The 22,239-nt window shown below is 39.7% G+C and carries 13 protein-coding genes; 5 read left to right on the top strand and 8 right to left on the bottom strand.

What is annotated here, in order from left to right:
• Positions 1-9 precede the first annotated feature (9 nt).
• Entirely contained in the window at positions 10-1,761 is a 1,752-nt protein-coding gene (locus tag KK060_RS20460; protein WP_254155729.1) for a right-handed parallel beta-helix repeat-containing protein, read from the bottom strand.
• A gap of 158 nt (positions 1,762-1,919) precedes the next feature.
• A complete protein-coding gene (locus KK060_RS20455; protein ID WP_254155728.1) occupies positions 1,920-2,363 on the bottom strand; it encodes a hypothetical protein in 444 nt (147 codons plus the stop codon).
• Between the two features lie 364 nt (positions 2,364-2,727).
• Between KK060_RS20455 and KK060_RS20450 the strand changes: the two genes are divergently transcribed.
• Both KK060_RS20450 and KK060_RS20445 read left to right on the top strand, forming a co-directional pair.
• The gene (locus KK060_RS20450; protein ID WP_254155727.1) at positions 2,728-3,057 is read left to right on the top strand and encodes a PadR family transcriptional regulator; all 330 of its coding nucleotides are present in this window, start codon (positions 2,728-2,730) and stop codon (positions 3,055-3,057) included.
• Positions 3,058-3,068: 11 nt separating this feature from the next.
• Positions 3,069-5,681, top strand: coding sequence for an ABC transporter permease (locus KK060_RS20445; RefSeq protein ID WP_254155726.1), 2,613 nt, complete (start codon positions 3,069-3,071; stop codon positions 5,679-5,681).
• A 3-nt stretch (positions 5,682-5,684) separates the two neighbouring features.
• Here the strand turns inward: KK060_RS20445 and KK060_RS20440 are convergent, their stop codons facing one another.
• Positions 5,685-6,590, bottom strand: a complete 906-nt coding sequence (locus KK060_RS20440; RefSeq protein WP_254155724.1) for an aldo/keto reductase — start codon at positions 6,588-6,590, stop codon at positions 5,685-5,687.
• Positions 6,591-6,755: 165 nt separating this feature from the next.
• On the opposite strand from KK060_RS20440, the gene KK060_RS20435 reads away from it, so the two are divergent.
• On the top strand, positions 6,756-7,841 hold the full coding sequence (locus KK060_RS20435; protein WP_254155722.1) for a hypothetical protein: 1,086 nt from the start codon (positions 6,756-6,758) through the stop codon (positions 7,839-7,841).
• Positions 7,842-7,934: 93 nt separating this feature from the next.
• On the opposite strand, the gene KK060_RS20430 is transcribed toward KK060_RS20435, so the two are convergent.
• The 5 genes from KK060_RS20430 to smc form a co-directional block, all read right to left on the bottom strand.
• On the bottom strand, positions 7,935-9,293 hold the full coding sequence (locus KK060_RS20430; RefSeq protein ID WP_254155720.1) for a DUF4302 domain-containing protein: 1,359 nt from the start codon (positions 9,291-9,293) through the stop codon (positions 7,935-7,937).
• A gap of 2 nt (positions 9,294-9,295) precedes the next feature.
• A complete protein-coding gene (locus tag KK060_RS20425) occupies positions 9,296-10,162 on the bottom strand; it encodes a substrate import-associated zinc metallohydrolase lipoprotein (protein WP_254155719.1) in 867 nt (288 codons plus the stop codon).
• 24 nt (positions 10,163-10,186) lie between these two features.
• On the bottom strand, positions 10,187-11,668 hold the full coding sequence (locus tag KK060_RS20420) for a RagB/SusD family nutrient uptake outer membrane protein (protein WP_254155717.1): 1,482 nt from the start codon (positions 11,666-11,668) through the stop codon (positions 10,187-10,189).
• A 14-nt stretch (positions 11,669-11,682) separates the two neighbouring features.
• On the bottom strand, positions 11,683-14,997 hold the full coding sequence (locus KK060_RS20415) for a SusC/RagA family TonB-linked outer membrane protein (protein WP_254155715.1): 3,315 nt from the start codon (positions 14,995-14,997) through the stop codon (positions 11,683-11,685).
• Between the two features lie 617 nt (positions 14,998-15,614).
• Positions 15,615-19,151 (bottom strand): chromosome segregation protein SMC, encoded by a 3,537-nt coding sequence (smc, locus tag KK060_RS20410; RefSeq protein WP_254155714.1) that lies wholly within the window; start codon positions 19,149-19,151, stop codon positions 15,615-15,617.
• Positions 19,152-19,796: 645 nt separating this feature from the next.
• Here smc and KK060_RS20405 point away from each other — a divergent pair.
• Both KK060_RS20405 and KK060_RS20400 read left to right on the top strand, forming a co-directional pair.
• Positions 19,797-20,351 (top strand): hypothetical protein, encoded by a 555-nt coding sequence (locus tag KK060_RS20405; RefSeq protein WP_254155713.1) that lies wholly within the window; start codon positions 19,797-19,799, stop codon positions 20,349-20,351.
• A gap of 536 nt (positions 20,352-20,887) precedes the next feature.
• Positions 20,888-22,239: SprB repeat-containing protein (locus KK060_RS20400; RefSeq protein WP_254155712.1), on the top strand; the 1,352-nt coding region annotated here is incomplete at its 3' end.

Here is a 22,239-nt window from a genome sequence, read left to right as displayed (position 1 = left end):
GCTTAAAATTTATGGATTTACTTTAAGTAACATATCGTCGTAATCGGAATTTCCATCGTCATCAGTTACCGTTAGCCTGAATACATAGGCACCTTCCACTAACTTACTTACTGTTAATTTAGCTGTGTTGGTTCCGCTCATGCTCAGACTTTCCGGTCCACGTACTTTTGTCCATTTATAAGAAACAATCTTTCCATCTGAATCAGAAGCGTTTCCTGTAATTACAACAGAGCCAACCGGTAGATCAACAGTTATATCTTTTCCTGAATTTGCTACTGGCTCAATATCCTCTGAATTCTCTGGCTTGCCGTCTGTAATCGGTGCTGAAGAGGCTCCCACAAGTTCACTGGCACCAATATCATAAGCAGAACCTGATAAACGTGATTGCTGATAAAAGTCTACATCAATATTATACGACCTGATATCTTTTCCAGTATTAACAGCAGGTGAGGAGGTGGTAATCCTGTAATTAGCTGCTGATGGATTAACAAATTTTACTGTATTGATATCACGGGTAAATAAGTTGTTCGACATGGTAACAGGAATTGTTTTGCCCAACTTATATACATAAGCATCGTCGCCTGTTCTTGGATAGGTATATGTGCTATAGGTACCTGGGTTAACAACGATGTTATTGTATACAACGGCCGGCACATAGTCATTATACATTCTGATTCCATCAGAAGCCGTGTTAATAATGGTGTTGTTGAGAATTTTGTATCCTGCGGCTCTTGAATCTCTCTCATCACAGAAGATTCCGAAACTACCTGTTCCTATAATCACGTTGTCGTGCAATGTCGCTTCACCATGACCTATTACCATAATTCCAATACCCTTTCCCGATTTAATGAGATTGTTATATGCAAAGCCTTTGGTGCCGGCGCTGAATTGAATTCCATTATTCTGAGCAGGTTCATTAACTACACCGTAGTTTTCGATTGTATTGTTATACACATATGCACCATTCAACGCACATCCTACTTGAATGGATTCCCATCCTGAATTTACAATCTTGTTATTGTAAATTTTCAATCCGTCGATAAGGTGAGGTAATCTTAATCCGCATGAAGTTTGAACTCCATAGTAGAAAGAGTGTCCAATGTATAAGGCTTCTCCACCTGTGTCGTGCACGTAGTTATCATGAATCGATACATCGCGCATAACAAAGTTTTCGCGAATTGTAGCGTCATCGCATGTAGGATCTGTTTTGGCGATAATACCAGCGAATCCAACGTCAAAGATCTCTAGGTTTTGTACCTCAACATTTGTGGTTAGTTTTCCTACAACCAAACCCATATGTCCGCCAGTGATTTTTATTCCTCTGGATGTTCCGGTACCACCAGCTATCTTAATGAACTTACAGTCTTCAGTTTTCATGGTGTAAGGATGGCCAGGTGCATTGAGAGTGGCTGTACCGCCGCAATTTGTGATTAGAATAGGGGCGGAAGCTGTTCCTACAAGGTTCTTAAAAAATACTTTTTGATATTTGTTTGCAGCGTTCAAACAGATGACAGCACCGGGTTTAAGTCCTAGTTTAGTTCCGTCAACTTCTACTGTGCTTAAATTACCTGGAACAATGTATGTACAGTTACAGCTAGCAGGAGAAATTTCGGCTGTGGCTGTTGCCGAAATGGTAATGTCGTTAATGCTCTCCTCCGTTTTTAATAAAGACTCGTCTTCTGAACATTGAAAAAATAGGGAAAGCAATATCAGTACGACGGAAATTCTTTTTCCGGCATTTAAAATGAAATGGGGTTTCATAGACAAAATAAATTGCCGCTGAGTATTTTAAAAATACACAACGAGGTTAGTAACAATTAAATTAATTTTTAAGAAGACTAACACCTAGGGAGAGAGGCAAGAGGTGTTAGTCTTTTGGTCAGAGTTGACCAACAAGGATTTTAGTCAGCGGGTGCAGACTAAAATGCTGCATCATAGTTCGCAGTAAGCGACTCTTCACGTAAAGGAGAAGTAAGTCCAAGATTCACTATTTCGATAGGCTTTTCTTCAGTACCTTCCATATTAATGAATTCAAGATTTCCATATTTTGTCTTGGCAGACAAGCAAATGGTATTGCCTGGTTTTATTCCAAGTTCTTGCCCATCAATAACTTCTTTGTCTGCTGGTACAGTGTAATCGCAATTACAATTCTTAGCTGCAGAAAGATTAGTAAACAGGCCTGTTATTGTCAGACTTGAAATAGTTGTTTCAGCGTTAGCTTCTGTCAATGAGGTTTGCTCCGCAGCCGGCGCCTTTACTTCTGGAAGTATTTCTTCTTCTGAACACTGCATTAGGGCAAATACAGCTGATGCTGTTAGTACTACTTTCTTCAGGGTTGGAATCATTCTTTGTTTAACAGTCATGCTTGGCATAGTTTTTAAACACTATCCATGGGGTGGAAGTAGTGTTATGGTTAAAAATTATTTACTTTTAAAGCTCACTTAGACAATCTGGTGAATTGATTATTAGTCAAATCATCACATTTCCTTTTTCAACAATCATCTCATTGTTTTAACATTACAAAGGAAGCTTCTTTTTATCGCATCAGCGGTAGAAACTCCCCGCCATGGTCATCCGTGTAATATTATGCACGAATTAAAGGCTTAAAACCAACCTATTTTTCTCCTAAACGATGAATGAATGATGAACCAGATGAAATTATTTATTTCCTATTTGTTTAACAAAGTATATACTAATTGCTACATTTGTTTTACAATTATTATATAAATGAGCAAGGAATTTCTGGGAGAATTTGAAGAATTGGTACTTACCATTGTAGCGGTGTTGCAGGATGAAGCTTACGGAAATGCAATCGTTAACCAGATAAAAGAACGTGTAGACAGAGATGTTAACCTAAGTGCAGTTCATGTGACATTGTACAGACTTGAAGACAAAGGGTACGTAAAATCACTTATGGGAGGAGCTACCAACGAAAGAGGAGGAAGAAGAAAAAGAATATTTACCATAACAAATGCCGGGCTTTCAACCCTTCGAATGATGAAGGACGCACGGATGGGCTTATGGAAGTTGATACCTCAACTAAAGACAATCCATTAATGTCGCTTAAAATGGAAAGACAACCTTCTAACAACGTTCTCAAATTTTTGAGGTGGTTTTGCCCTCCCGAACTTCTCGAGGGAATAGAAGGTGATCTTCTTGAAGATTATTACAATAACCTGGAACGAATAGGAGAGGATGCGGCTCAGCGAAGGCTTATTGTCCATGTTCTTCAATTTCTACGGCCAGGACTTATTCTCAGAAATAAATTTTCTCTTAACCTAAACATTAAACCTATGTTCGCCAATTATTTTAAGGTAATGTTGCGCCATTGCCTGAAGCGTAAATTTTACACAGCGATCAATATTTTTGGCTTAACAATCGGAATAGTTTTCGCACTATTGATAGGTGTACATATATACGAGGAAGCAAACGTTAACCATACGTTGAAGGATAATGACAGACTATATCTTTTGGAAAGTAACGGTTCACGGGAAGTAATTGGCTTTCCTTTTCTGGTACCGTCTCCCATTGCTAAAACAACAAAAGAAGAATACCCTACACTCCTGGAAGATTACTATAGATTTTCGGACAGAAGTGTTACCGTGAGCAAAGGTGATAAACATTTCAGAATACAAAGTATTATAGGTGATTCTACTTTTCTCAAGATGTTCGGGTTTCCCGTACTTTTCCAAAATAGAATCAATAAGCACTCGGATCGATATGCTCTCATAATAACTGAGCGTATGGCCAGACAGTTTTTTGAAAGATCAGATGTTGTTGGAGAGTCTCTAACATTAACAACTGAAGCAGCGGGGAAAAAGGATTATGTGATTTCAGCAGTACTTAAAGACATTGAGCGTAATTCTATCACGAATTTGATGAACATGGACGCGCAAATGTTTCTCTCTATTGACAATCTTGTTGATTTCGGTCAATTTGATCCTGAATCATGGGCCGGAGGTCAAATGGTTTCGTACGTTAAGCTAGCGAAAGGTGCCACAGTAGATGCAGCAGAAAAAGCACTTTCAAAGGTATTTAAAAGTAATGCTTCACAGCTTTTTACCAACTCTGTTACTATTAAATTAAATCCGCTGAATACGTACCATGTCACCTCGAACAATGGCATAGTTCAAAAGCAAATAATTGCATTGTCAGCAGTCGCTTTTTTTATCCTACTTTTGGCAGTGGCTAATTTTGTTAATATATCGATAGGGACTTCGATAAGCAGGATAAAAGAAATTGGAGTAAGAAAAGCAATTGGAGGCGTGAGAAAGGAAGTTATATTCCAGTTTATGCTTGAATCATTTGCAGTAACGATCCTTGCATTTGTCCTGTCATTGGGCATATATCAATATAGCAAAGATTTTTTTAGTAACATAACAGGGAATGTATTGCCCTCATTGTTCGAAATTCCTCTGATGTTTTGGAAATTTGCTATACCGGTAATCGTTTTTACTGCCATTGCTTCCGGTGCATACCCTTCGTTTTTTATTTCCTCCTTTAAAACTCTGGTGTCTTTAAAAGGTAAAATCAATTCCGTAGGAAAAGAAGGTGTGTTTTCAAAAGGTTTGATTGGTCTTCAGTTTTTATGTGCAATTGGTGTATTTATTTTCGCGCTAACAGTCTCCTCACAAGTGTCCTTTTTTCTTGATAAGGATTTAGGTTACGATAAATCATCTGTGCTTACTGTATCATCAGTTCCGAGGATCTGGAATCAGGAAGGTGTTAAAAAATTGGAAGCTGTTAGAAGTGAATTCTTATCATTGCCACAGGTTAATTCAGCAACGCTTTCGTGGGAGATTCCAAATGGAAATTACGGAAATAACATTCTTCTGTATAATGAGGGAAAAACGAAAGAAGAAGCATTAACGGTTCCGTTATTTATGGCTGATGAAAATTTTGCTTCCACCTATAAAATAGATATCGTAGAAGGTTCTTTTCTTACTCCGCAATCAAATCCTTTTGAAATAGTCATTAACGAAGAAGCGCAGAGGGTTTTCAAAGTAGATGTGGGAGATAAATTAAGAATTGCAACTTCTGATTCTACTGCCAAAATAATCGGTATAGTAAAAGATTTTAATTTCTTCTCGCTTCACGAGAAATTAAGACCGGTGGCTTTTATTCACTTGCGGAATACAAATGTTTTTCGCTACTTCTCCTTTAAACTGGAACCTGGTAACCTTTCAGAATCAGTAGAAGCGGTGCATAGCAAATGGAGAAACATTTTTCCGGATGATCCATTTGATTATGCGTTTGTAGATGAGAAGGTATCAGCACTCTATAAGACGGAGACTCAATTAAAACAGGCTTTTAACATTGCTACGGTCATTATGCTCATCCTTGTGCTTACGGGTGTACTTGGAATTGTATCTCTTGCAGTGTCGCGAAAAACAAAGGAAATAGGCATTAGAAAGGTGTTAGGAGCTTCAATATTGAACATTCTGATGATGTTATTCAAGGATTATGCAAAAGTGGTTGTAATAGCCTTCACTCTTGTTTCACCCATTACTTATTATTTTATCAGTATATGGTTAAGCAATTATGCCTATGCAATTGAAATACAATGGTGGATGTTCACTGTGCCGGGAGTAATAGTGTTCTTTGTAACAATGGTTATCGTTATCGTGCACTCGTTGCATACCGTTAGGATCAACCCTGCCATTACTTTAAAGCAGGATTAGTAACTATCTAAGTGCATTTATAATTAATTGTCGTTGTTTTTCATCTGGTAGCTTTCCCATTCCAGCACCTAAGTTGTCAATCAAGTGCTTTGATTTTGCTGTGCCCGGTATTACACAGGTAACGTGGGGATTTGAAAGAATAAACTTTAGAAATACCTGACCCCAGCTGTTACAATCAAATTCTGAAGCCCATTCAGGTAAAGGTTTCCCTTTAACTTTATTAAATAGTGCACCTTCTTCAAAGGGCCGGTTTACAAGAGCAGCTATGTTCTTTTCTGCTGCTTTAGGTAGCAAGCTTTTCTCAGCGTTTCTACTATTAACGGAGTAGTTGATCTGAATGAAATCTATTTCGTTATTGGAAATAATTGATTCAAGGGTATCATGAGCGCTGGCAGTATAATGAGTTAAACCGATATAACGAATCCTGCCTTTCTCCTTCCATTCGCGCAAGGTCTTTAGGTGCGTTTGCCAGTCGACAAGATTATGGATTTGCAAGAGGTCTACCTTATCTCTTTTTAGTAGTTTAAAAGAGTTTTCCATCTGCCTGATGCCATTCTCTTTTCCGCTCGTCCATACTTTGGTAGCTATGAATAGTTTTTCATTTACACCCAACTCCTTAGATAGATCTCCAACCACCGCTTCTGAATTTCCATACATTGGAGAGCTATCAATTACAGAGGCGCCATTTGATACAAGCGTTTTCAAAACTTCTTTGAGAGGTTCTCTTTCGGTATTACTTGTACCTACATCAAACGTTTGCCAAGTACCCAATCCAACTATTGGTAATGGCTCTTTCGTGGAGGGTATTATTCTTCGTTGTATTTGTGTCATGCCAAATGCTGTTAATGATGGAACGGAAATTGCCATGCCCGCCATCATCATCTTTTGTAGAGATTGTCTTCTGTTCATAGTTAAAGGTAGCTCATTTAGTAAAACAGATCTGGTTTTGTCAAATATGATTGATACTTTGACCAATGAAAATTTCTTTTCAGGATATATTTGACAAGCAACAGCTTTTAATTTCCTCTGCTATTGAGTACATTTAACTAAGATAACATCAACTAATGCAAACCTATGATCAGAAAATCTAGTTTAGTCTGCGGTATTATAGCAGTGTCCTGCCTTTCATTTTTAAATTCATGTAATGATGATGATGAACCGCCAAAAGCAGGCGTCTCATTTGAATTAAAAGAACAAGAGGTAACAGAATCGGATGGTACAGTGGAGTCTATACATCCGGAGTTAGCTGAAGATATCGGAGTAGGACGAGTTATTGAAGCAAAGCTTGTTTTTGATCGTGAGTTAGCCCGTGAGGCCGTAATTAAGTTTGATATAGATGGCACTGCCCGAGAGAACGCCAGTGCAAGTGCACAAGAACTTAATGATTTTGAAATAGAAGAGACTGGGAATAACGTGACTGTTAATGGCAGTAGCATTACTGTTGCTAAAGGGGCAAAAGAAGCATCTTTTTCGATTCGCATATTTGAAGATTTCACAACAGAATTTGAAGAAGATTCTCCAACAAATGATGACGGTGTTCCTTACGAAACAGTAGTAATCACCCTGGAGTCAGTTACATCAGGGCCAGTTACATTAGGTGAGCAGGTAGAGCACACTGTGAAGATTCTTGAAGATGATGCATTTGTTTTCCTGGAATGGGATGGTACTGATGCGACTTCTGATATGAATCTATACATTTACTTAAACAACAGAATGTTCAATTGGTCGGACAATACTGAAGGAAATTTTGAAGGAGCAATAATTCCAGCAGGATTCACAAATGGAACTTTTGGAATGAGCTATGTTTACAAAAGTGGAAGTGATTCTGAAAACCTTGATTTTGCTGTAGGTGTGCTCAATTTGGGAGGTTCCATAACTAAAACGGATGGAACACAGGCTGCCGAGTTTGTGTTTGAAAGTACTTATACTCCTGCTAATATAAATTCAGCTGTTATAAATACTGAAAGTTCAACGGTAAGTACAAAGATCGTTCAAACCATGGTAAAGGAGGGACTTAATTATAAGTCATTGTCAGAGATTGAAGTTCCCCAAACTTCCAGTCGGATAAAGTCAAAGCAATCCCTTTCAAAAGCTGTGTTACTGGAAAGAATTAAATCCCTGAACAAGAACTCGCTTAGAAGTCCGCTAAGATTAAATTAAAGATTTAACGAGTAGGCATTAAAGTAAAAAGGCTCTGTTCAAGTAAGAACAGAGCCCTTTATTTTTTAAATACCGCTATCAATTATAAATTAATCAATTCCCATCACCGAACACAAAACTCCAGCCTGAGCATGGATTGTAGAGTTCAATAATATTTTCACCATACCTTAGAACATATGTACTGTTTCCTTCTACTAAAGGATCAAGGTATTTCTGGATGTTCTCAACAGCAGCATCGGTCTCCTCACTTCCCAAAAGTGTTATTCCGTCTTTGAAGTGAAAAATAAGATTGTTGTTATGTAGTTCTGGTGTAAATTCCTTCAGCGCAAAAGTTACACTTCCATTGTTGTTTACTATCGCATATCCAATACCATAAAGGGTTGAACCATTTTGTAATTGCGCTCCATAGTACAGGTGCATTTCTTGTGCGCCTTGAATGTCGTTAGCAATAGAAGAGCCTACAGAAGTTCCATTATCGAAAGCATAAGCGAGCGGACTATAATAGAAATTTGAAACCTGGCCAAAAGCTGATCCTGCTGCATTGAGTAAACTTGTTTCCATTACAACCACATCGTTTGATGAGGTTACACCTGAATAAGTATTAATAGGAAAGTTTTTCGCGCATGCTTCCAACGTTGCATCGCTTAATGTATTAAATGTAATGCCATTAAAATTAAGGTTCGTTCCTAATACATTTCCTGTAAAAGCAGCATTGAATTTGATTGTATTACCTTCAATAACATATCCCTGGCTGAAATTAAGAAGTCGTTTGCTCTCTGTATTCGACTTTAAAGAAGCAGAGTGAATGTCAATCACCCTACGCGTATTATCGAGTGATAAATAAAGAACGAGGTCTTTATTTGCATAACTGAGCTTTAATGAAGAAGAAAGTATTCCCAGGTCATCGCTAAATTTGGTAAGGTCAAGGGCTACTTTTCTGCCAAGTAAATTTTCAGCGCTTGCAGAAGCTTCTTCAAAAAGTAGCCTGGTCGCCTGGGAAAAATCAGATTTGCTCGTAAATACTAGGGCATTATCAGGAGTTTTATTTACAAAGTTAAATTCAAACTCAGCACCGAATGAAGCTTGGTCGAGTTCAAATAGGTAGCTGAATATTGAATAGCTCTCAAAAATAAGTTCAAGACCTAACGAATTGTCTATTCTATACGTTATTGTCTGATCAAAATATGCCCCGTCGTCTGCGCCAATGTCTGATTTAATATTAACCGTATTATCTTCATTAAAGTCGAGCAGAACGTTATAGGTGCCCGCTTCGCTTGTTGGCGTATATCTGAGAAGCCATCCGTTCTTAGGCGCTACCAGGTCTGCCTTTAATGTAGCAACAGCTTCGCTTACGCGTTCGTCTGCACTTTTGTCAAACTTGTTGATCTCATCATCCTTGCAAGAAATAGTTAAGGTGATGAGCACTGCAAACAGGTATATATTCTTCTTCATAATCAAAGCTTGTCTTGAATAATTTTTCTCACGGCAAGAAGGTCAACGCCCGTACTCTGCTGGTAATGCCTGAGAACCGTACTGTATTTTGTTCTAAGTTTCACCCTTCCTTCGTTTCGTTGTGCGCAAGGAAGGCAGTTTGTTTCATCCTCGTCATCAATGTATTTTTCATAAAAATTAGGGTCGTAAAGTAAGAATGCCACAAGCTCGGCAAAGTCTTCATTAAAAGAGCTTGTTCCATAAGGTGATACAAAGCCACGTCGCAAAGCTTCTTCATCAGAAAGCGTGTACCACGATCCGGCGGAGGTATAGCCCTGAGGGGAGATCTGCTGCCAGTTAGAAGGAAGGTTATAACGTTGGTGTACTATGTGAGCGAACTCGTGGTAAATTGTTCCAAGCTGGCGATACATCCAGTCAAGGTTTTGTGTGTCGATAAAATTAACTTCTGTCAGTGTAATGCGTGCACCTGCGTCTGCTGTTCCCAGTGTTACGGTTCCATCCGCGTTGTACATCGTGGATCCGATAAAAACTATCTCTGCAGGCACATGAGAACGAAAGAATTTGTCCCCATTAGGAACACTTACAAAAGGTTCAACCCAGAAATCCTTTAAGAATTCAAGCATGGGCTCCACCACTTCTCGCTTAGGCGGTGTAACGCGTTTATTCTGATCTACATATCGATCAACATATTTATATCGCACCGCAACGCCAAATTCATCTATAAATTCTTCCTGTATGAACTGGTCCAGTTCGTCCTCTGAATATGGTTGGTTTTTTAAGGGCGGGTTAACATCTTCATCCTTGTAACAGGAAGACACAGCCAAAGTGAGTACACCGATAAGTAACGCTGAAAGTATTTTTATTCGCATGATGGATATGAATCAATATTTAAATTACCGTGAATTAGGTTCCAGGCCTCCCACATCAATAGCTGCCTGAGGAATTTGCAACACTTTGCGATCATCGTCCTCGTCCAGGTTGCTGATGCTGCCGTCCGGGAGTACATGTTGCACCGGGAGGCCATATCGCTTAATGTCAAACCAGCGTAAGCCTTCGTGCATAAATTCTTTTGTTCGTTCATCCAGAAGATATAACAGGCAAATAAGTCTGTCATTACTGTTAGTGCCAAAGTAGGTTCGCAAGGCTTGGATAGTCAGGGTAGGTTGATTCGTAGCGGTAGCCCTGTATCTTTTATTTGCCAGTAATTGTAAATCGGCAAGAGCAAGGTTAAGGTCATTGGCATTGAGGCTTCTGCTTCTGAGGATATAACACTCTGCTCTGTTCAATAGCACTTCTTCACCTCTGAAACCAAGAAAGATTGTATAGTTAAGTCCAACATTTGAAGTTAAGCTGGAACGTTCAAATAAGAATTCAAACTTTGTTGCCGCAAGTCCATTTTCTCCGGCCAACCATGCCGGATCTTCACGTTCATCGGTTAAGCGATACGGATTACTTCTGAATATTTCTGAATAGAGATCACGTGTTGGCCAATGACCTAAGTTTGGCAGATGAAAATTAGAAACTTGCCTGATGAGTAAAAGATTGCTATCATCAGTAGGGGAGTGGTATAATCTGATATAGTCTTCAACATTAACACGTTGTTGCAACAGGGCCGGAATATCTTTAATAAAAAGACTCGGATTTGCCCCTAGCAGTTCATTACTATAATCAATACAATCATTAAACTCTCCTTTAAACAAGTAGAACCGTGAAGCAAAAGCAAGTGCTGCATTTCTTGTAAAATGATATTTACCTGAGTTACTGTAGTAACTGTCTTTAACTAATTCAAGTCCTTCAAGCAGATCATCTTCAATTTTATCATATACTTCTTCAACTGTATTGCGCGTATACTTTTTGATGAATTGTGTTTCTGGCTCAGTTACGTAAGGTACTCCCGGATCATTATCAGCCGTGTTTGCGTCGTAATGTTTAGCAAAAAGGTTTACAAGCATAAAGTGACCATAGGCCCTGGCAAGTAGGGCTTCTCCCTTAATGGCATTTTTTCTGTCTTCATCTCCGGGTAATTTGTCTATTACAGCAAGCACTTCGTTGGTGTGGGCTATGGCATCGTAGGTAGTGTTCCAGAAATTTGCAGGGGTATCCTGATCTATTCCGGTAAAATCACTCCATGTATAAGCCTGGTCGTGCTCAGGAAGTTTAGTAGTGCCAAAGGTGTAAGAAACATTGTCGCTCATCCATTCGGTAAAAGTATAACTGCCACTTGCATAAGCATTGGTCAGAAGCTGTGCTGCTTTGTCAAGGTTATTAAGCTCAACACGGTTATCAGGATTTTCTTCCAGGTATTTATCACAAGCCGAGAAGCCGACAACAACAAGCGTAAGTAACGTAATATTCTTAAGTGATGATATCTTCATAGGTACCTCGTCCTTTAAAAACCAATTGTTATAGATGTAGTAATCAACCTCGGTTGAGGCAGTGCAACACCACCTGCCTGAAAGAATTCAGGGTCTTGTCCGTTAAGCTTCTTGTCAGAGTACAATAAGGCAAGATTTTGTGCGTCAATAGAAAGCTGGGCATTATTGGCGCCGATTCTTGATATCCACCTTTTGGGAAGTGTATAACCTAATCTTACTGATTTCAATCGCACGTAAGTGCCATCGGCAACTCTAGCCGTGCTTTTATTATACAAGTCGTAGGCACTGCGATAATCAGAATTTCCTCCTTCAACAACGTTCTTATCGAGGATAACCGGAACGTCTGTTATATTCTCATCTCCCGGCACTACCCAGCGATTAACAAAACTTTTAGAGAAAGAACTGAAATCGGTATAGCGCGGACTAAAAGCATCGTCTAATCTGATCTTATAATCAAATTTGTAGGATAGAAATACACTCAAACTAAAATTTTTATAGTTGAACGTATTGGTAAATCCTCCTGCGCCGCGAGGTTCAGCAGACCCCTCATATTTTAAGATGCTCTTGAGGTTCTCCCGATCCTGTAGATCGTAATAATAGACCTCTTCACCACTATCATCATAAAAAGTTGGAATACCTCTTGAATCAAGTCCTGCAAATTTAGTTGAGAACAACCCTCTTCTAGGACCACCTAATACGGCTGCGCCTCCCTGGACAATTGCATCACCTATCCTTGGATTGAAGTCTAGTCTCGTTATACGATCTCTTGAGTAACCAATGTTGAAATTGGTAGACCAGGAGAAATCATTGAGTTTAAGATTTAAGGTATTTATCGAAAACTCGAAACCGTTGGTAACCATATCTGCATAGTTACCCCATTTATAAGCATTGCCACCAACACCACTTGTTTGGAGAAGACCAATGAGATCAAAACAATTCCGATGATAGAAATCGCCTGTACCGGTAATTCTGTTATTAAATATTCCAAAGTCAAAGCCTGCGTTAAATTCTTTTAATTTTTCCCAGGTCAGGTCAGCATTTTCAAGATCCTGAATATATAAGTATGTTTCTATATCGGTGGGTCTAAGTGTTACTGCCGATCTTAAGTTTAGCAATGCACTCGTGTTAGGACCTAAGTTGGCAGACAATCCATACGTAGCTCTTAATTTTAGGAAGTCGAGCCATTGCAAATCGATAAAATCCTCTTTGTCTACATTCCATGCACCGCTCACATTCCAGGTAGGAAGGTATCTTGAGTTTCTGCTTTTTCCGAGCCTGTTAGAACCATCATACCTTACAGTTCCATTAAAGATGTACTTTTCATTGTAAGCATAGCCTCCATTAATGAAAACGCCGGCAAAGCGTTCTCTGTCTACAGAGAGTGCATAAGTACGAATCCCTTGCTGATTGAGGAACTGAATCATCAGCGGATCCATATTTACAATACCACCGTTTTCATATACAACGCCAATACCATCGGCCCTTACACTTTCACGATTGGTAAACTTTATCTCCTGTCCAGCAAGTATGTTGATGCTGTGTACAGTATTGATCGTATGAGACCAGTTTATGCTGTTTCTTATATAAAAGTTGGTAAGTTCATCCTGGTTGATGTTGTTAAAACCTCCTTCAGGAAGAACTACCTTTGGTAGAGCGCCTGGGTCGTTCGGGTCCTTAAAAAGTAAAGGGTTAGCATCCTGTATATATTGTGTTTCATCTGCCCGATAAGCTTCAGCCTGGTTTGAGTTCTCATGAATTACATGTTCACGTTTGGTGGTAGCATATCGGCCCTGCAAGGTGCTGCGGAAAGTAAGGTTGTCGAGAATATCTACATTAACATCAGCCTGTGTTGAGACATCAGCAACATTAATATTGATATAATTAAGCTCAAGTTCTCTCAGGATATTAAAGGGCGCATAGTTTCTTCTAAAGTATTCCAGGTTCCCCTCACTATCGTAAGGACGTATGGTACGTGCCGTATTGAGTGCATAACTTAAAGGGTTGATGTCAAAATCTCTCCTGTATCTGCCTGTAATAGGATCAAAGTCACGGTTCTGGGTGCCCGGCACTTTCTGATCGCGGTAGTTTGCCGTAAGCTTCAGGTCAAGCGAAAACCGCTTGGAAAATTGAAAGCTGTTTTTTGCTGTTCCGGCGTATCGTTTAACATTATCCGCAATAGTTTGCCCGTTATCATGTAAATAGCTTATGGAGTAATAGCTTGTATGTTTTTCTGTTCCTGAAGTTAAACTAACAGAATGTTGTTGCTGTAACGAATAATCTTTAAACAGAACATCAAACCAATCTGTGTTAGCACTTTCGTATTGATGCAGAAACTCTTCGTTTAAAGATCCGTTAGGCCCCCATGGTATTTGATGCTCAGAGATAAGGGTAAACATTTTTCCAAGTGATCCATAGTTCTGTGCTTTTACAGAAGTGGTAATATCTACTAATCCTTTATCATACATTTCGCGATAGATAGACATCTCATCCACTGAATTAAGAATATCGTATTGGCTATAAGATGGCCTTAGGTTGAAGGAGAAATTGCCTGTATAGTTTACACGTGTTTGTCCTGAGCGACCTCTTTTTGTGGTAATTACTATTACACCATTTTTAGCTCGTGTTCCATAAAGGGCAGTTGCAGAAGCATCTTTGAGTACCTGGAATGACTCTATATCGTCAGGGTTAATACCTGCTATCGATGATGCTGTTAGCGTATTTGCATTACCGGTAATGATGTCATCAGCGCTCACATTGTTAAGGTCTTCAAGAATAACCCCATCAATTACCATCAGAGGTTTTGTATCACCATTTATTGTTGTATTACCCCTTATCCTGATCTTCGGGGCTGTACCAAATGTACCAGAAACGTTATCTACAGTAACCCCGGCAACACGTCCTTCCAGCATACGGGATGCATCTGTCATTCCAGGGGTTTTAATGTCCTCCATTTTTACAGAAGCAGCAGAGCCTGTAAAGAGTTTTCTTTCAACCTCCTGAAATCCTGTTACTACAACTTCGCCTAATTGTGTGGTCTCCTGCTCAAGTTGTATGTTAATCGTACTACGGTTGCCAATGATCTGTTCAATTGTAATATAACCAATAAAGGAAAACTGTAGTGTGTCAGAAGGCTTGTTGGCCAACAGCTCGTAATTACCAAAAGCATCGGCTATCGTACCTTTATTTGTGTTTTTTATTCTGACATTCACACCAGGCAGTTCAGTACCATCTTTCGACGATGTTACTTTTCCGGATACCCGGATGCCTTGTCCATAAGTGGTTATAAAACCAAAAGTAACAAGTAGCGCTACAAGTAAAAGTTTATTCATGCCTTTGCTTAATGCCGGTTTAGGTGTAGCGTTCTAATGAAGGGTATGCATGCAAACTTTCCTCACTTGTCTGTCCATTATCATTTTACTTGCGCCACAGAAGCGTTTGAGAATGATAGGAGGGGTGTATTAGAAGAAGCGAGTAAAGGTTTATGCATAGGCGATCAGGAACGACAAAATTTTAATGGTTTTGTTTCTTTTAATTATTAATTCAAAGTTGGGCGCGGGGTTTAAAGCAGATACAGAATATTGTTCGTTGTATTGCTTTGTGTACGTAATTTAATATAATAAACGCTTACCTACCAAAGATTATATATCATAGAAGGATGTTTATACCTGAAAAAATAATTGGTTAATCAACCTACGAACATCCCTGCTAAGTTTTGTCACCTTACATGGGTGATCATTGATAGACGTCTATGGGGTATAACCGAGTAGTCGGTCTTAGTGATATATCATAATTCCATACTTCCATACAACGTTGGCTTCATGCGGTTGTATGTACTAAGCGGCAACAGTATAACGAAGGGTAGTGATCTGCATTTTGTTTCCAGGATAATAAAAAAGCCTTGAAATCGCATCGACTTCAAGGCTTTCTATTTAACATGTTCATTCTATTACGCTAACTCGCGAAGGTCAACAGGCACTACGCGTGAAATACCTTTCTCAACCATTGTAATACCGTAGATAACATCGGTAGCGCTCATGGTACGCTTGTTATGCGTAACAATCACAAATTGGCTGTCCTTACTAAAGGTACGGATAATGTTATTGAACTTGTCAATGTTGGCATCATCCAACGGCGCATCAACCTCATCAAAGATACAGAAAGGGGCAGGCTTCAACAGGTACATGCTGAATAGTAGAGCAGTAGCTGTAAGCGTTTTTTCTCCTCCTGAAAGCTGATTGATGGTCAATGGGCGCTTTCCTTTAGGTTTTGCGATAATGTCAATGTCTGAATCTAATGGTTTTGATGGATCAACAAGGCGCAGATCGCACTCATCACCTTGTACGAACAACGATTGGAATACACGGATAAAATGTTCTTTAATCTTATTGAACGAATCCATAAAGGTTTCGCTGGCTACACCCTCAATCTCACTAATGGTGTTGAATAACGATTCTTTAGCCTTCAACAAGTCTTCTTTCTGAGCAGTGATAAAATCATTACGTTGCTTGATCTCCGTATACGCTTCCATTGCCATCGGGTTTATAGGCCCCATGTTATCAAGCTTCTCGCGGATCTTATTTACTTCAGCACGTAATTTGTCTTCATCTGCTTTTGCCATCACCTCAATTTCTTCCGGCGTAGGCTGGCCCATTACAGAGTCAAGATCAACATTAAATTCCACTGAAAGTCTTTCTTTAACAGAGTTCAACTGAAGCTTACTTTCGTTCAATTGATTCTGCAACTCCATTAATGCGGTGTCTATACTTTGCCTTGTATGGGTAATCTCTCTAAGCTCTTTTTCAACCTGGTCTATCTGCCCGCGCGACTCATAGTATTCTTTCTCAGCTTCGCTAAGGCCTTTCTCCATCTCTTCCTTCTCTTCATACATGCCCAGAAGTTCGTCGTCGTTTGTCTGCGAGCTCTCAATAATGTTTTTAATCTCCTGCTCGTTCTTCTGCAGCTCCTCGGTATTCACCTGAATACGGTTGGCACTTTGATCCATCGATTCTTGTTTGAATCTCATTTCCTGGTCAATGCTCTTCACCCGGTTCTCCTGCTGATGGAAGAATATGTTCTGCTCGTTAAACGCAGCTGATTTCTGGCTCAACAGCTCTGAGTTGTTCGCCAGGTTTTCTGTAATTGATGAAAGCCTGGTTTCCTGCTCCTTTAGTACTAACTGAGCATGCTGTGCTTTTGGCTTCAGCTCATCAAGTTCTTTTAGTAGCGTGTCGATCTTCTCAAGAATATCTTCCCTGCGAAGGTCAGCACTGCTCAGCATCTGAGAAAACTGCTCGCGTTTTGTTCTTACCGATACGTGCTCTTCATTTATCTGGCGGATCGTATTCTGAAGTGCCTCAATTTGGTAGCGGATCTTGTTGTTTCTCAGTTTTTCAAGATCACTTTGTTTTTCAAGCAGTGTGCTGCGTATCTCTTCTAACTTGGTAGTAAGTTCTTTTATCTCTTTCTCAAGTTTCTCAAGGTTCTTGGCACGACCAATTTTCTTTCCTTCAAATAATCCAACTGAGCCACCAGAGATACTGTATTTTCTTCTTGTTACTTTACCACTTTTCGTAATAAATGTGTTCTCATCAGTAGCGGGCACATTCTTTACATCTCCTTCATAGATATATACTCTGTCGAGTATATAAGCCATTAGCTTTTTATACTTTGGATCAAATTCAATGATCTGCGTAGCAGGAAATGCATTTGAATAGATGCGAGATGTAGATGATTCAAATTTGTCAAACGCATCAAGAATAAAGAAGTGCGCTTTACCCTTAGAGGCATCACTTAAAATATTGATGGCTTCGTATGCCTCGGCCTCATGATCAACAATGTAATAGTTGAGGTATGGCTCAAGGTAATTTTCTATTGCTACCCTGTATTCTTCTGAGGTTGTTAGGATATCAGAAAGGAGAGGGGCATTCTTAGCAACCTTCTTTTTTAGGAACTTAATGGCCTCAGGGAAACCTTCAAGGTTTTCTACAAGTGATTTCGTAAGATTATATTCGTTCTGGCGTGCATCAAGCTTACGGCTTGTCACGTTCATTTCCTCACGGATCATGTCAATGGTTTTAACCAAATCGCCCGTGCGGTTGATTATATTTTCTTCTTCTTTCTTCAGGTTATCAAGCTCATCATTCTTATCATCAATCTCTTCCTGAAGTACAACAAGTTTCTTTTCAAACTCCACAAGGCTGGCACTCTGCTGACTTGTATCTGTAGCTGTACGTTCAAGTTCCTGCTTTAATGACGATACCTGAATCTCACGAATTTCAGTCGCCTTATTAATCTGGAAAAATTCTTCCTGGCGTTCGCGTTGTATCTGACGGATAGAATCGGCTTCCCCCTGAAGGCTTGATGTCTTTCTCTTTTGCTCTTCGTACTCAGCCTTTAAATGCTCAAGCTTCTGTGTTACCTCCTGAAGAATTTCTTCGGCAGCATGCTTTTCGTTTTCAAGACTTTGGATACTGAACCTTGCGCGCTCATTACTCTTCTTGTCCTGCTCAATTTGCTCGCGCAAGTTGTTTGCACGATCGTTCAGGTATTTGAGTCTTTCGTTCTTAATCTGCTTATCGCTCTCGTAGGTTCTGATTTTTGAAACAAATTCATTAATTGCCTTCTGACGCGATGAAAGTGTTTTTTCCTTAAGGATAAGCTCAGCCTTCGCCTTTTCAATGGCAGCTTCCTTCTCTGCAATCTGCGAAGCAAGCCCCAGTTTACGGTCATTCTCAGCTTCAATACGCTGAGTAAGTGCATTAAACCTGTCTTTCTGTTTGTTTACTACAACCTTAGCAAGGTTAATGCTTCTGTCTTTATAGTCATCCTTAATCCTATAGTAGTTCTCTGTTTGTTTCGCCTGTTTTTCAAGGCTCTTCATGTTCTTCTCAATCTCAAACAACAAGTCTTCTACTCGGCTCAGGTCGGCATCAGTATCTTCAAGTTTCTTCAGCGTTTCTTTTTTACGCTTTTTAAATTTAGAGATACCGGCAGCTTCTTCAAAAAGTGCACGTCTGCTGCTGTCTTTATCATTCAGCAAGTCGTCAACCATTCCTAATGCGATAATGGCGTAGCTGTTTGAAGCCACACCCGTATCCATAAAAAGGTTGGTAATGTCTTTCAATCGGCAAGCAACACCATTAAGAAGATATTCACTTTCACCACTGCGATATAGTCTTCTCGTAATGGTTATTTGTGAGTACTCTGTAGGTAAAATGTTTTTGGTGTTGTTAATGGTAAGCGAAACTTCTGCCATTTGTTGAGGAGAACGTTGACTCGTGCCATTGAAGATTACGTTCTCCATTTTCTCAGAACGCAAAGCACTCGTCTTCTGCTCGCCAAGTACCCATCGGATGGCATCAACAACATTTGATTTTCCGCATCCGTTAGGACCAACAATTCCAGTAATCCCTTCATCAAAGTTAATAGCGACCTTGTCGGCAAAACTCTTGAAGCCTTTAATCTCCAGTTTCGCTAATTGCATGCTTAATAGTAGTTGTAGTGGTTGAAGCTCTTTATTAAAATAGTCACTGGCAAATGGTCATTAGTCAATAGTTATTCAATCATTTTATTTTTGTGATGATGAGTTACAATTGCTTGAAAATCAACTGTAAACTATTGTCTCCTGCTACTGCTGACTGCCTACTTTTTTAAAGAGCGGGGAACAAATATAACCTTGTGGTTTCTTGAATTCAAGGAAAAAAGAGGGAAGGCCTTGTTCCAAAATCAAACCCAATAGAAATGAGGCACATACATTTTAATATTGACCTTAGCGTCTGAAAATAACGATATTCGGTTCTTGTTGCGATGTTTGGCTTTTGGCACTGCTTCAGTGGTAGTTAAGCCGGGGTTGAGCCGTATATAAGCCGTATATGAGCCGTATAGGTTGCGTTTTTATTGAAATTTGAGGCCTTACCCGACTCATATACGGCTCAAGTACGGCTGATCTCCAGCTCATGTGCCGGCAGGAGCCGACTCGTTGAAGGATTCCCATTTCAGGAAAAGCATCATGACGGGGTAGAGGAGATAATATATCTTTTAATTCAGGTAAACTTCTTACGTGGCGTAAACTGATGGGGATAACCAGCGGTTATAGCCGTTTCAATATTTTTTATTACATTTGTGGTTCATGGACTTTCAGTTTTGGTTATATCTGGTTCTAGGGGCAATCTATTTTTTGAGCCGTGTGCTTAAAAAACAAGCTCCCAATCCTGCTGAAAAGGAGGCAGAGAGAAGAGCATCTGGGCGTATGCCAGAGCAGGGAAGTGCACCTATACCCAAACCCAAAGCTGTAACATTTGAAGAACTGTTAAGAGAAATAACAGAGGCTAAACAAGCGCAAAAACCAGTAACGGTACCGGAGACAAGACCAGAACCTGTTTTTGACTATGATGATGAAATAGAAGAGGAAGAAAACGACCTTGAGACAATAGAGCCTGAATATTCACAAAGAGAGAACAGGTCGTACGAGATTTATGAAGAAGCCAAACGCCAGGCTTTTGTAAGACCATCACTCGAGGAAACAATGAACGTGCGCAACACCAACGTGGAGTACGGAAAGTTCAAATCCTTTGAGCAAGAAAAACCGCGTAACTTATTAGAAGAATACACAAAAGACTTTCAGGATCCAGAGGGGTTGAAGAAAGCTATCGTCATGAGCGAAATCCTGAACAGAAAGTTTTAGTACGCGAAAACTCTATTTTTTAGACTTAAATATTACCTGCAAAAGGTAAACAACTTTTTAGATTATATGGACCCGTGTGTATTTCTGACCTTTATTCAGATATAATAGGGTTACTATATCCTGTAAAAGGTTATTTATATAAGAGCTTGACCTGAAATGAAACTGTTAGACTGTTTACTTAAGTATTTAAGAAGCACACTTCTTTTATGCATCCTGTTGTGTTCTTTACAAAGTTATTCACAATGTAAGTTAAAGCATAGTGTCCAAATAGAACATGCTTCGACCAAACAAGGTAAGGGTAAGATACACTTATCGCTCAACGGAGCTTCAGAGTCAGTAAATCTCAAGCTTTATATCGTCTATAATTCCGAGATAAAACTTATCAGCGAGAAAACATTTGCATCCTCAAGTTCTGATGGCAAAGTAACGTTTGAAAATTTAAATGCAGGGCTATACTATCTAGTTGCTAAAAGCTCGAGTTGTGAATTATCAATAGGGGGAATTGAAGGGATAACAGTTAATTAACCAGAGAGGTAATGAAACATTTTTTACTGACTTCAAGTCTATTTTTACTATCATTATTTTTCTTTCAGTCTGCCATAGCGCAGACCTGTCCCACTGTTGGAAATACTAAAATAGAAGTATGTAATGATGCAGGTGGAGCTGGATTAATTCGTATCGTGATTAATGATGGAACTGGTCCATTTAATAATGGAGCGGGCCAACCCTATACTTATATACTTTTCAATCAGATTGGTCCAACTCCTGTATCAGAACCATTAGGAGATGTACCTATTACATTTGTTAGTCCTAATATGATTGAATTTAGTAATGTTCCTGATGGGACTTACTATGTTCGTATTATAAGGGATAGTAATCCTTCAGTTGCTCCTAATCCGGAGTGTTCCGTAACAATAGGAGGAGGAGGTATTAATGTTAATTCTGGTAACGCGCTTAACCTGTCCTCTGCTATATCTCTTGATTGTAATCCTATAATAGGAACAGGCAATGGAAGTATTGATATTACTGTAACAGGAGGAGTGGCGCCGTATACTTATGCATGGTCTAATGGACAAACTACGCAAGATATTTCTTCTTTGGATGCAGGCAATTATTCTGTAGTTGTAACAGATGCTAACCACTGTACTTTAACCAGAAACTTCAATATACCTACATCTACTCAATCAAACGCAGGATCAAATCAGGATGTTTGTTCGGCGTCTGCTACGCTTGCAGCAAATGCGCCGAATGCGGCCGAAGTAGGTACCTGGAGTGTGATATCAGGAAGCGGAACTTTTGGTTCTGCCAATTCTAATACAAGCAGTGTGTCAGGTTTATCCATAGGGCCTAATGTTTTCCGTTGGACGATCAAGGATACAGGTGGCGTATGCGTAGGAACAACTAGTGATGTAACCATTACGAGGTATGAAGCGCCGACCGTTGAGGCTGGAGATGCAGCGTCTACATGTATAAATACAGCGTACACGCTTGTGGGGTCAAGTGTTGGAGGGTCTGCTACAACAGGGACATGGAGTATTGTAAGTCCCGCTACTGGTGGATCTTTAAGTAGTACAAGCGCTCTAGCTAATCCTGCTGTAGTTCAATTTTCGGCTACAGTTGCAGGTTCATATACCCTTCGATTAACAACAAATGATCCAGCAGGTCCATGTGGTCCTGTTACCGATGATGTCATAATTACAGTTGATCCTACACCGACTGCCCCAGTTGTTTCTACTCCGGTTAATTACTGTCAAGGAGCACCATCGACATCCTTATCAGCAACAGGAAGCAACTTGTTGTGGTATACAACGGCAACAGGGGGTACAGGAAGTACCACAGCCCCAACACCATCAACAGCTGCAACAGGAACGACAACATATTACGTGAG

Origin of the sequence: Chryseosolibacter indicum, assembly GCF_018598585.1 — a bacterium.
Classification (GTDB): domain Bacteria; phylum Bacteroidota; class Bacteroidia; order Cytophagales; family Cyclobacteriaceae; genus Chryseosolibacter; species Chryseosolibacter indicus.
This window is presented reverse-complemented; position numbering and strand designations above follow the sequence as displayed.